Annotated in this window: 14 protein-coding genes and 1 riboswitch; of the genes, 1 reads left to right on the top strand and 13 read right to left on the bottom strand. The window is 32.6% G+C overall.

The genetic code is table 11. The features are described 5' to 3' along the window. Window positions 1-94 precede the first annotated feature (94 nt). Entirely contained in the window at window positions 95-364 is a 270-nt protein-coding gene (locus tag HYG84_RS08860) for a cysteine-rich small domain-containing protein (protein ID WP_249168568.1), read from the top strand. Window positions 365-470: 106 nt separating this feature from the next. Here HYG84_RS08860 and HYG84_RS08855 read toward each other — a convergent pair whose 3' ends face one another. From HYG84_RS08855 to eutH, 13 genes are all read right to left on the bottom strand, one after another. Then, entirely contained in the window at window positions 471-1,211 is a 741-nt protein-coding gene (locus tag HYG84_RS08855) for an AIR synthase related protein (protein WP_212375930.1), read from the bottom strand. Between the two features lie 10 nt (window positions 1,212-1,221). Beyond that, entirely contained in the window at window positions 1,222-1,734 is a 513-nt protein-coding gene (locus tag HYG84_RS08850; RefSeq protein ID WP_212375927.1) for an ECF transporter S component, read from the bottom strand. A 16-nt stretch (window positions 1,735-1,750) separates the two neighbouring features. Continuing rightward, window positions 1,751-2,341 carry an alpha-ribazole phosphatase gene (gene cobC, locus HYG84_RS08845; RefSeq protein ID WP_212375924.1) on the bottom strand — a complete coding sequence of 197 codons (591 nt, stop codon included), beginning with the start codon at window positions 2,339-2,341 and terminating at the stop codon, window positions 1,751-1,753. A gap of 59 nt (window positions 2,342-2,400) precedes the next feature. Further along, window positions 2,401-3,135 carry an adenosylcobinamide-GDP ribazoletransferase gene (cobS, locus tag HYG84_RS08840; RefSeq protein WP_212375919.1) on the bottom strand — a complete coding sequence of 245 codons (735 nt, stop codon included), beginning with the start codon at window positions 3,133-3,135 and terminating at the stop codon, window positions 2,401-2,403. A gap of 7 nt (window positions 3,136-3,142) precedes the next feature. Next, window positions 3,143-3,703 (bottom strand): bifunctional adenosylcobinamide kinase/adenosylcobinamide-phosphate guanylyltransferase, encoded by a 561-nt coding sequence (gene cobU, locus HYG84_RS08835; protein ID WP_212375914.1) that lies wholly within the window; start codon window positions 3,701-3,703, stop codon window positions 3,143-3,145. 32 nt (window positions 3,704-3,735) lie between these two features. Beyond that, complete coding sequence (locus HYG84_RS08830) at window positions 3,736-4,521, bottom strand: heme ABC transporter ATP-binding protein (protein WP_212375911.1); 786 nt, start codon at window positions 4,519-4,521, stop codon at window positions 3,736-3,738. Between the two features lie 11 nt (window positions 4,522-4,532). After that, window positions 4,533-5,573 carry a FecCD family ABC transporter permease gene (locus HYG84_RS08825; protein WP_212375909.1) on the bottom strand — a complete coding sequence of 347 codons (1,041 nt, stop codon included), beginning with the start codon at window positions 5,571-5,573 and terminating at the stop codon, window positions 4,533-4,535. A 38-nt stretch (window positions 5,574-5,611) separates the two neighbouring features. Beyond that, window positions 5,612-6,853, bottom strand: a complete 1,242-nt coding sequence (locus HYG84_RS08820) for a helical backbone metal receptor (protein ID WP_212375906.1) — start codon at window positions 6,851-6,853, stop codon at window positions 5,612-5,614. A gap of 26 nt (window positions 6,854-6,879) precedes the next feature. Then, the gene (gene cobD / locus HYG84_RS08815; protein WP_212375903.1) at window positions 6,880-7,920 is read right to left on the bottom strand and encodes a threonine-phosphate decarboxylase CobD; all 1,041 of its coding nucleotides are present in this window, start codon (window positions 7,918-7,920) and stop codon (window positions 6,880-6,882) included. Window positions 7,921-7,953: 33 nt separating this feature from the next. Further along, window positions 7,954-8,904 (bottom strand): adenosylcobinamide-phosphate synthase CbiB, encoded by a 951-nt coding sequence (cbiB, locus tag HYG84_RS08810; protein WP_212375900.1) that lies wholly within the window; start codon window positions 8,902-8,904, stop codon window positions 7,954-7,956. Beyond that, window positions 8,894-9,772, bottom strand: coding sequence for a cobyric acid synthase (locus tag HYG84_RS08805; protein WP_330655422.1), 879 nt, complete (start codon window positions 9,770-9,772; stop codon window positions 8,894-8,896). Before HYG84_RS08805 ends, cbiB begins: the two co-directional genes overlap by 11 nt. A gap of 144 nt (window positions 9,773-9,916) precedes the next feature. Next, window positions 9,917-10,095, bottom strand: a riboswitch (cobalamin riboswitch). Between the two features lie 39 nt (window positions 10,096-10,134). After that, the gene (locus tag HYG84_RS20520; protein ID WP_256442525.1) at window positions 10,135-10,266 is read right to left on the bottom strand and encodes a hypothetical protein; all 132 of its coding nucleotides are present in this window, start codon (window positions 10,264-10,266) and stop codon (window positions 10,135-10,137) included. Between the two features lie 2 nt (window positions 10,267-10,268). Further along, entirely contained in the window at window positions 10,269-11,390 is a 1,122-nt protein-coding gene (gene eutH / locus HYG84_RS08795) for an ethanolamine utilization protein EutH (RefSeq protein WP_212375897.1), read from the bottom strand. Window positions 11,391-11,571: the final 181 nt, after the last annotated feature.

Genomic DNA, 11,571 nt, shown 5'->3' with positions numbered 1-11,571 from the left:
CTTGAATAGCTTATTAGCAGGAATTACAAAGTCTTTGGAGAATCATATTATTTAGATATTAAATATATAATATGATGAAACTAGAGGTGATATTTTGACTAATACAGAAAACTATAAATTTGTTCAAAATAGTAGATGTGAATTCTTCCCTTGTCATAATGTTAGTGATTTAACGAAATTCAATTGTTTATTTTGCTACTGTCCACTTTATATGTTAAAAGATAAATGTGGTGGTGGGTTTACATATACAGATAGTGGAATAAAAAATTGTACTAATTGTACCCTACCCCACAGTGAAGGTGGATATGATCACGTTATGTCTAAAATGAAGGAAGTTATTCGTATAGGGAGTGAACAAGAATAAAAAAATGCTCTAATCTGGAACATGTGAATATACAAAAACCAGAAAAGAGCATTTATTTTATACTTCTAACGAAAATCAAAAGAGGTTGGTTTGCATCAATATCCAACTAAACAAAAATACCAATAAATTTAACCGGAATAGAAATAGATTTTTTTAAGTCTTCGTAGCCTTCTCTATCAACAGCAAGGATAGCGCAGGTAGCAGGGCCTGCTGACTTATCTAGATTAATATCTGATTTATCGTATATGTTACAACTCAATCCGTTAGTATTTGCCATTTCTTTTAGTTCATAAGCTATTCCTTTAGATCCTACAGGTAAAATATCATTTATGTATGGTTTGTTAAGTAATTCTAATAATATAGATACGGACATTGTTTCTCTTCCTCTATCATCCAATACCTCATGACCTACTTTCGGTATTCCTATAACAACTGCTAAATCTCTTTTTCTAGCCTTTTTCCGTCTCCAATTAGATTTTTCAATTGTTCCGATTATAGTAATCCCCATAGAGGTTTGACATACAGGAATATTTTCCTCCGTACTTCCCGTTATTACAATATCATTTTGTAAGTTTAAAGGCTTTAATGCCTTTTTTATGCCCTTAATTATCTTTTGTCCTGTTTCCTCCATCTCCACGCCTAAAGTATTAACAATAGTAACAGGTGTAGCTCCTGTTGCTAAAAGCTCCATAAGTGCTACTTGGGTTGTAAAATATCCTACAGTTTCAGGGTCTGTCTTTACAACATCCATATCCTTGTCCCCAATACCACCAGAGGAATCACAGGAAATTACTATCCTATGATCTGGTGTAACATCAACTATTGTTAAATCTCTATATTTAACCATCTAAATTCACCTATCTTTTTTGTTTGTTTATTATCTTAAATATAACATAAGCAAGAATAATATTAGCTGATGAAGCTATAGTTAAAGGAATTACAAGGGCATTAAACATTGCAGGCCCATTAAATGGTAAACCTAACATCTTTGCAGTAATAGATGCAACAAAGGTTGCAATAGGTCCATTTAATAATATAGCTACAATAGAAGCAATAACGCCATTGCCTTTTCTTCCTAGGATTCCAAAGATATATGCGAATAACCCCATCTCTAGTGCAACAATTAAGTGCATTGGAACTGTTAATGGAAATCCACTAGTAATGGAAGTCAGTAAATGACCTAGAGCAGCTACAAAACCACCAGCCATAGGACTTATAAATAAAGCAGCAAAATATCCTGGCATAGAATCGAAGGCTATTGTCCCCTGTATTTTAATCATGGCACCTATGGCTGAAAGTGCTATTAATAGTCCACTTCTTGTAATAACCCTAATATTATCTATGCTTATTTTTTCAGTATCACCCTTCATATGTATTCTCCTTTTCTTAAATATATGATGGAATTAATTTTCTTAAATAACCAAAGTTATCTGTATAATCGATCTCTACATAGCCACCAGGTGGACATTGAAAGTGCCACATTTTTTTAAGTTCTAGGTCTAATAGATATGTAATAATAGACTGAATAACACCTCCATGGCTAACTATAATACACGTTCCATCCTTCTCCTTAATAGAGTCAATAAAACCCTTTGCTCTATTTAGCACATCCTGTAGACATTCTCCTTCGGGTATTCTGTAGGATTCATAGTCATTAAGCCATGTTTCCCACTCATTTGGATAATTTTCTTCTATTTCCTTAGCAGTTTTTCCATCGAATACACCAAAGTTTATTTCCCTTAAATTATCATTAACCACTACTTCTTTGCCAATTATTCTTGCAATTTCTTTAGCAGTCTCCATAGTTCTTCCCAAAGAACTTGCATAAATAGCATCTACTTTGTAGCCCTTCAATTCTTCGGCTAATATTTTTATTTGCAATTTTCCCTTTTCTGTAAGGTCATAATTAGACCATCCACTATAGATTTTACCGATATTAGCCATTGTTTCGCCATGTCTAACTAAAATAAATTTCATAGGCGTATCCTCCTTTTATTTAAACAAAGACTTATTTCAGACAAGTATTAAAGCTGTAGCTATCGGATAAAAATTTCTGCAATATAACAGAAAAACATGAACAAAGTCTGTGAAATTTCAATAATTGCGCCTATAGTATCTCCAGTCATTCCGCCAAGCTTCTTAGATATATTCTTTGTCAATATAATAACAGTAATAAAAGTTGCCAATAATGATGCAATCATTGGAGAATCTCCTATTATAAATCCTAAAACAAGAGATAATATAATACCTAATAAACCTTCCTTAATTCCGCAGTTTTCTATGAAAGCAGTCCCCATACCTCCCTCTTTTCGTGCATAGCTACTAATACTAGCAGAAAGCAAGGCTGAGGCTCTTCCTACTATGGGAACAATTATTAAAAATATGTTTTTTATATAATATGATAGAGATAAATTTAATAATAATAACCAAAGAATACCTATAACTCCAAAGGTTCCAATTCTACTATCTTTCATAATATTTAGCATCTCTTCCTTTTGACGATAGCTAAATATACCATCAAAAGTATCTGCCAAACCATCAATATGAAGTCCACCTGTTATAAATAAATATATGGTCCAAATAAATACTATTAAAATAGATCGGTGGAAATAATTTTCTAGTAAAGTTGGGACATATAGAAATATTCCTACCATCAATCCTATAATTGGTAATAGTTTTATTCCCTTTATAAAGTCTCTTTCATCATAATCATATGTATAATTAACAGGTATCCTTGTAAAAAATGTGATCATTAACAATAAACTCTTCATAATTTCCTCACTTTATTTTTATTTCTATTCCACTAACTGTAAAATATACTTCCTTAGATTTATTGGCTATATATTGATTAACTCTTCCGGCTATATCTCTAAATATATTACCCATTCTATAGGAAGGCACAAGGCCCATACCTACTTCATTAGTAACTATAATAGCTGTTTTATTGTTATCCATAATTATATTTAACAGCTCATCTATTTCTTTAAATATATCTTTTTCTAGTCTATCTACTTCTTCCATAGAACAATTATCAAAATCTAAATTGCTTTCTAGCATTAAATTTGTTACCATTAATGTCATACAATCCAAAAGAATTAGATCGCTTGCTTTAAAGCTTTCGTCTTCTACAATTGCTGAAAATCCTTTATACAGTTCTACAGTTGCCCAATTTTTCGGTCTATCTAATCTATGTTTTTTTATTCTATCCTTCATTCCTTCATCGAATGCTATGGCTGTTGCTATATAAACTACATTTTTACCAAGCTCCAATGCCTTTTTTTCTGCTAGAGTGCTTTTCCCACTCCTTGCTCCCCCCGTAATTAATATTAAAGGCTTCATTTATGTTCTCCTTGTTATATATTTTTACCTGCTTATAAGCTAGTTTGTGGAACAATATATGGAAACTCATGTCCATCTCTATTTAATAGTTCTACCTTTATGTCATATACTTTTTCAATGTTTTCTGCTGTTAGAACATTTTTAGGCTCATCCTGTGAAACTAATTTTCCCTTATTTAAAAGTAAAATATAATCGCTATATTGCCCTGCTAAGTTTATATCGTGTAGTGTAGTAACAATTGTTATACCTTTTTCCTTATTTAGCTTCTTGCAGACCTGAAGTATGTTTATTTGAAACTTTATATCTAAATTGGAAATAGGTTCGTCTAATATTAAAAGTTCTGGCTCTTGAGTTAATGCCCTAGCTATCATAACTCTCTGCCTTTCACCACCGCTTATTTCCCTTATATCCTTTTCTCTTAGATGCCATACGCCTGTATTTTTCATAGCTTCCTCGGCAGCTTGTATATCTTCGGTCGTTTCGCCCTGAAGCTTTTTTACATATGGGAATCTTCCCATAAGCACCGTATCAAAAACTGAAAAGGAAAAACCCATGCTACTTGATTGATGTACAACCGCCACAGTCTTTGCAAACTCTTTATGCTTAAAACTACCTATTTTTCTATTTCTTAGGGATATTGTACCCTTTCTAGGGCTTAAAAGTCCACATAGATTTTTAAGTAGTGTGGTTTTACCAGAGCCATTTGGCCCAAGTATACTAACAAAGCTTCCACTCGGAACATTAAAGTCTATATCCTCTAGCAGAGGTGCTTTATCATAACTAAATTCTACATTTTCCACATTTAAAATTGAATTCATTTTATCCCTCGCTACATCATGGTTTTGTTTCTTGCCTTCTTTAATAAATATAAAAAGAAAGGTCCTCCTAACACTGAGGTAATTACTCCGACAGGTAATTCTCGTCCTGGAACAATTGTCCTTGCTAAGGTATCACAAAGCAGTAGAAAAATACCTCCACCTATTGCAGATACTGGAATCAATACTTTATGGTCTGACCCAAATATTATACGAAAAAGATGCGGAACAATAATTCCTGCAAACCCAATAATACCACTAACTGAAACAGCTAATGCTGAAAGAAGGGATGCTACCACTAAGATTAATTTTTTAATTAACTCTACATTTACTCCCATGTTTTGCGCATCTTCCTCTCCCATAACTATGGCATTCATTTCTCTGGCTAAGGAAGATAGAAATAAAAGCCCTATTAGTACTGGGAATACAATTATAATAATTTGGTTCCAATTGGCACCATTAAAACTCCCCATGGTCCATGAAACTATGTTAGCTAGTTCATCCTGATTAAAAATCATCATAATAGAAATTCCTGATGATAATAAGGAGCTCATAACAATACCTGCCAACAAAATAGAAGTGGTTGATATTTTATGGCCAATACGGGCCAAATTATAAACTATAGCTGTTGTTGCCAATGCCCCTAGAAATGCGGCTATCGATGTAAACCCAAAGCCAAATATTCCTTGATTTAATCCTAAAACAATGCTAATTGTTGCTCCAAAAGCTGCCCCAGAGGATACCCCCATGACAAAGGGATCTGCCATTGGATTTTTAAAAATAGCTTGGTAGGAAGCCCCTACTGAAGCAAGTATAGCTCCCACCAATGCAGCTAATATAATTCTTGGAAGTCTTATGTTAAGTACAATAAATATATTAGATTCCTTTATTTTGCTTAAGTCAATCTTAGAGTTTAAAATTCCAATACGACTTCCAATAATATTTATTGTATCCATTACAGGAATTCTAACTGCCCCCAATGTTATTGCAATAATCATACATAGAAATAAAGCTATTAATAATATTATTATTTTAAAGCCATTTTTTTTCGACATTTATTATCCCTTACCTTAAATACTTTTGTCCAAGCTTATTAGAAATTTAATAGATCAGCTAAATTTCCATGGAATGCTCTAACTAAAACTTTAAGCCCTTCATCTATTAGTCTTGGAGATGGTCTGCTAAATATATCTCTATCTACTGTAATATATTTTTTATTTTTTATAGCCTTTAGTCCAGCATAATTAGGATTACTTGCCATAGTATTGTATCCATCAGCTGGCCCAAAAATAATATCTGGATTATTATCCACTAGCTTTTCTAAGCTATATTTCCAGCCTGTAATATCATTAGCTACGTTAACTCCACCTGTAACTTTAATTACATCTGCTATGAATGTATCTTTCCCTGCTGTGTACTCTCCACCTTGCCCTGTACCAACTACATAATACACATTTGGCTTATTTTTAATTCTCGCTGTAAAAGCTTCTACAGTATCAACTTTAGCTTTCATAGTAGAAACTAAAGCCCTAGCTTCATAGTTTTTCCCTACAATAGCACCCATTTTTAAAGTATAATCATACATTTCATCTAATGTATTAGGAGAATTCTTAGCTACTACATTAATTCCTGCCTTTTCAAATTGCTTTAATACTTCCTCTTTATAGTGGGTACCTGCAATAACTAAGTCTGCTCCTATAGAAACAACAACCTCTGTGCTAGGATCTTTCATAGTTCCAACATCTTTAATTGACTTTGCTGCTACTGGATATGTACAATATTGAGTTCTACCTTTAATCATATTTTCTGCACCTATTGCAAATAATGTTTCTGTTACACTTGGTGCTAAAGATACTATAGTTTTCGGCGCCTTAGTTACTGTATATTTCTTTCCTTCACCTTCAAAGGTTATAGGATAGGTTATTTCTTTAGTTTTAATAGCACTAATCCCTCTTGTATTATTATCCCACTTAATCTCATAACCAAGGGTTTCCATAATAAAACGTAGAGGAAGATATACTTCCTGTCCTTTTTTATAGGTTTTTGCATCTAAAGTCATTGGAACTCCATTTACTTTAATACGGTTTGTATCTATAGTAAACTCAAAAGTAACTTGGTTATTTTTAACTGTAGCAACATTATTTTTAACAGAAATATTCAGTCCTAATGTATTAAGACTTTTACCTGCAATATAGGTTCTTCCATTTAGGTTCTCCATAACAACAGACTTTTTACTTCCAGCCACTGTAAAATTACTTGCCGAAGCAAAACTTAAACTAGTAAGTAGCATAACTAGCATTAAAGTAAATGATGTAATTCTTAATATTTTTTTCATTAATTTTCCTCCTAAAATATTCAAATCTAAATCAAGTTATACAAACTATGTATTAATTTTTCATTTTCTTCTCTACCTCTTACGGCAAGACGTATAAATTGATCGTTTAATCCTTTAAAATCGGTACATGTTCTAATATATATACCATAATTCAGTAGAGTACTTTTTACATTCTCCCCAGAAGAATTCTTTAGTTTACACAGAAAAAAGTTTCCTTCACTAGGAAAAACATCTATATTATTAATCGAAGATAATCCATTTAATAAAAAGTTTTTTTCTTCTTCGTACCATTTCTGTGTACGATTAAAATAATCATTATCCATAAGTAAAATATCTACTGCCTTTAGGGCCAAACTATTAATAGTCCATGGCTCTTTTATATAGTTAAGTTCTTTAATAATATCTGTGTCTCCAAGTCCATATCCTAGTCTTAGACCAGGTATTCCATAAGTTTTAGTCATAGATCTTAAAATAAAAATTGGATACTCTTCTACAAAGCTACTTAAAGAAATTTTTTCAGTAAAATCTATAAAGGACTCATCTACAAATAGATAGCAATTTTTCTTCTTAATAACTTCCAATAGTGGCATAAGCTCCTCTGGCTCATAAAATACACCTGTTGGATTGTTTGGGTTACAAAGTACCACTACTTGGGGATTTAGATTTTCTATACTCGCTAATAGTTCTGGCATATCTATACGAAATCCAGCCTTTTCATGTGTATAAAAATGAAAAATACTACTACCTGAAACTTGAAAAGCCCTTTCATACTCTGTAAAAGTTGGCTGTATCAACAAAACTTTAGATGCCTTTATAGCTCTAGCAAATAGATAAATAAGCTCCGTCGCACCATTTCCCAAAATTATTTTATCAGCTTCCTTGTCCAAATACTTAGACAAAGTTTCTTTAGCTGTTTTACCATCTATTTCCGGATACCGTATTAACATTGGTAGCTCCTTTTCTAGCTCTTTCATAAGCTTAGATGGTACCCCTAAAGGATTAATATTTACACTAAAGTCTATTACTTCTCTTTGTTTGTGACCAAAATATCCCCCATGCTTATTCAATTTTCTGACTCCCCTTCTATACTATGTTTAGCTTTAAATATTCATTAAAATAAATCCTACTACCATTAAAAACTCTGCACCATACATAATTTTAATAGTATTAATTATATGTTTCGCTGTTAAAGGAGTATCTTCATCGCCTATAGTTGGTTTATATACTCTTTGACCAAAGTATGTATTAGTTCCTCCAAGCTGTATTTTAAGTAGTCCTGCTACAGCCGACTCTGGATAGCCACAATTTGGACTTTTATGGTTTCTTCTATCTCTTATTAGAATTTTAAAGCCTTGCTTAACATTGTAGCCTAGTAATCCTCCCGCTAAGACCATAAAAAGACTACCTATACGAGCAGGAATATAATTTGCTATGTCATCTAGTTTTGCAGATGCATAGCCTATTTCTATATAAGGCTCCTGTAAATATCCAACCATAGAGTCTAAAGTATTTATTACTTTATAGCCCAGAGCAAACTGTACTGGAACTCCGAAGTAAAATCCAATGCCCATGTAAAATAGCGGAGCTAGTACTCCATCGATGGTGTTTTCTGCCACTGTTTCAACAACACCTCTTATTACTTCTTCAAAGTCTAATTGGGAAGTATCTCTTCCAACTAAATAGGATAGCATTTTTCGACTTTTTTCTATATCTTTTTCATACACTGCCTTGTGTACCTTTTTTGCCTCCACATCTAAACATTTAGCAGCTATAGAAGTGTAGAGTAAATATATCATAATTATGGTTTCAAATAATGGATGTATAAGCTGAGTTACTTTAAGTATTAATGTAGACACAGTCAAAACGGTAGCTAAAGATAGTAAAGCTAATATAAATCCTCCCAGCTTTAAATTTAATCCGCTTTTTCTGATGATTTTTTCATATCTACTTATGCTCAATCCTATCCACCTAATTGGATGAGGCCAATTTGGTGGATCACCTAATACAAAGTCTAATGCGACTACAATTAGTAACAAAATGCTATTGTCCATTATTAATCCCCATAATACTTCTAATATTTTCTATATCAATATTCTCTCTAACAGTAGTAGCCAGCTTATCATATTCTAATTCCTTTATTTTTTTATAATCTTCTGCACTGGATTTCTCTTTAATATCTTTTCTTCTACCGGCTTCCTCAGGATCAACCAAGCTATCTTCGTCTTCAATATTAATTTCAAAGTATGGAATTACACCTAAGCAGGGCTTGTTCACCAAATCCTCTAGCATTTTTATGCCTGGTTTTAAAATCTCCAAATCTCCTCTAAATTTGTTTATAATAAATCCTTTTATTCTATTTCGTTCTTCTTCATTAAGGAGCATAATAGTTCCATATATAGAAGCAAAAATACCTCCCCTATCAATATCCCCGATAAGAATAACAGGAGCATCTACTAAGTTTGCTAACCCCATATTTACAATATCATTTTTACTTAAATTAATTTCTGCTGGACTTCCTGCACCTTCAATTACTAAAATATCAAATTTACTACTTAAAACATCATATGCATTCTTTATTACCTTTTTTAGTTCTATCTTTTTCTCTTGGTAAAGTGAAGCTGGCATATTACTAGTTAAAACTCCATTTATTATTACTTGGCTTTTTCTGTCACTGGTGGGCTTTAATAAGATAGGGTTCATTTCTACTGTAACCTCAATTCCAGCCGCTTCTGCCTGTATAGCTTGGGAACCTGCAATCTCTTTACCATCTTTAGTTATAAATGAATTAGATGTCATATTTTGAGATTTAAAAGGTGCTACTGAAAAACCATCTTGCTTAAAAATTCTACATAGTGCAGCAGTTAGTATTGTTTTACCAACTGAAGAGGATGTTCCCTGAAGCATAATATTTTTAGCCAATTTGACACCTCCTTTAGGATTTTATTTTTCTTTTGTCTTGGAAAACAAAAAAACACATAGAGTGTCTATGTGTTGAATTCATCAGATAAGATAAAGTTAGATATGATTATATGATGAACCTTCCATACTTCCCTCCGAAGCTGTGATTCTTTCCTTTTCAAGGCAGGTCTCCTGACTTACAGATCTATTTACTATCTTCCCTTCCCAGTTTCCCAGTGGATACGAAGATTTCATACCTGCTCACAGTAGCGGGGGCTGTAGAGGATTTCAACCTCTTTCCCTTTTAACTTTATAAACAAAGCACCTTGAAATTATTTAATTTTATATTATAAACTTATTATAGTTTAGTTACAATATCATTGTCAACCTAGTAATAGGTTTCTTAATTTGTGCAACTCACACAACTTTCCATTTATATTACCACCTACAATTATTATAGCACCAACTTCTGATATGCCCCTACCATATCCTGTAACAATTGCAGAAAAGATCACATTTATTCGATAGCTAACTCCAATATTTTTTCTTCCTCATAATTAGATATATTTTTTTGATTTGGCTTTGTAATCAGATATGCTATAGTTATAGACCCTACACCACCAACAACTTTGCTTACAATAAAAGGTGTAAGCATAGACTTATCTATTCCTGCAACAAATCCCAGTTGTCCACCTAATACAAAGGCTCCACCTACGGCAAAGGCCGAAACCATTACCTTTCCTCTTTCGTGCATATCGTGCATATTAGCAAACCCCGGTATATTGTTTGCCAAGCTCATAATTAAAGCTGTGGTAGCCTTATCACATATACCCAAAGCATTACCCATTTTTGCTAAAGGCTTTTTAAATACATTGGTCATAACAAGTACCATAGGATAAGCACCAGCTAAAATAATAGAAATACTTCCAACAATTTTAAGTCCTTCCTCAAAAGGCTCCATAGCCGTTATTATTATTTTTCCTGTTACATTTTGTATAATTGAAATTACAAGACCTAATGTCCCTAAGGTTACAATTGACTTGCTAAACCAATAAAATCCTGTAATCATTTTTTGAGGCCATTTACTTAAGCCTATACCTAAAATAAGTGCAATAAAAATAATAGGCAGAAGATTTTTAACTAATATTCCTATTGGTAAGCCCATAGATATGCCCCCTGCAAATCCACTAATAGGAACAGTTAAAAGTCCTGCTAATATTCCCTTTGTAAAATAAGGATAATCTTGTTTTTGAATAAGTCCGGCCCCTATTGGTATAGTAAAAATAACAGCTGTGCCTAAACTAGAAGATAATATTAAACCTGCGAAAAGACCAATTTCCTGATTTTCAGCCATTTTTATCGCAGAAAGATATCCTCCCATATCAGAAGCTAAAATAGATGCAGGAAATATTGCAGGATCTGCCCCTAAAAAAGAAAATACAGGTCCTACTATTTTTTCTAAGCTTGTAGATAATAGAGGTGCTATGGAGTAAATTCCTATAATTGATAAGGCTAAATTCCCCATTGCCATAAACCCTTCTTCAAACTTTTGCCCAAGCCCTAATTTATATCCAAATACCCTATCCAATGCTCCTAATCCCATAAAAACCATAAGAATATATAGTATTATATCATTCATTTTAGACTTATGCCCCTTCTATATATGTTCTTAATTTTTGCACATTTTAACCTTCCTTTACATCGTACAACAGGGCTATTTAAATTGTCAATCTTTTCATTAGTTATATAACTTAACCTTTAGATGCACTATGGGTTTTCCCTTAATAATGACTTAGTTTATTTTTACTTTTAAATTCTAT

Source organism: Alkaliphilus sp. B6464 (assembly GCF_018141165.1).
Taxonomy (GTDB): domain Bacteria; phylum Bacillota; class Clostridia; order Peptostreptococcales; family Natronincolaceae; genus Alkaliphilus_B.
Note: the sequence above shows the minus strand (reverse complement) of the source record. Positions and strands in the feature narration are given on the sequence as shown.

Excerpts from the sequence above, each read along its gene's own strand:
- cobS (WP_212375919.1), bottom strand. The coding sequence starts at position 3,135 with ATGAAGAGTTTATTGTTAATGATCACATTTTTTACAAGGATACCTGTT.
- HYG84_RS08855 (WP_212375930.1), bottom strand. The coding sequence starts at position 1,211 with ATGGTTAAATATAGAGATTTAACAATAGTTGATGTTACACCAGATCAT.
- HYG84_RS08830 (WP_212375911.1), bottom strand. The coding sequence starts at position 4,521 with ATGAATTCAATTTTAAATGTGGAAAATGTAGAATTTAGTTATGATAAA.
- HYG84_RS08850 (WP_212375927.1), bottom strand. The coding sequence starts at position 1,734 with ATGAAGGGTGATACTGAAAAAATAAGCATAGATAATATTAGGGTTATT.
- cbiB (WP_212375900.1), bottom strand. The coding sequence starts at position 8,904 with ATGGACAATAGCATTTTGTTACTAATTGTAGTCGCATTAGACTTTGTA.
- HYG84_RS08820 (WP_212375906.1), bottom strand. The coding sequence starts at position 6,853 with ATGAAAAAAATATTAAGAATTACATCATTTACTTTAATGCTAGTTATG.
- HYG84_RS08825 (WP_212375909.1), bottom strand. The coding sequence starts at position 5,573 with ATGTCGAAAAAAAATGGCTTTAAAATAATAATATTATTAATAGCTTTA.
- cobC (WP_212375924.1), bottom strand. The coding sequence starts at position 2,341 with ATGAAATTTATTTTAGTTAGACATGGCGAAACAATGGCTAATATCGGT.
- cobU (WP_212375914.1), bottom strand. The coding sequence starts at position 3,703 with ATGAAGCCTTTAATATTAATTACGGGGGGAGCAAGGAGTGGGAAAAGC.
- eutH (WP_212375897.1), bottom strand. The coding sequence starts at position 11,390 with ATGAATGATATAATACTATATATTCTTATGGTTTTTATGGGATTAGGA.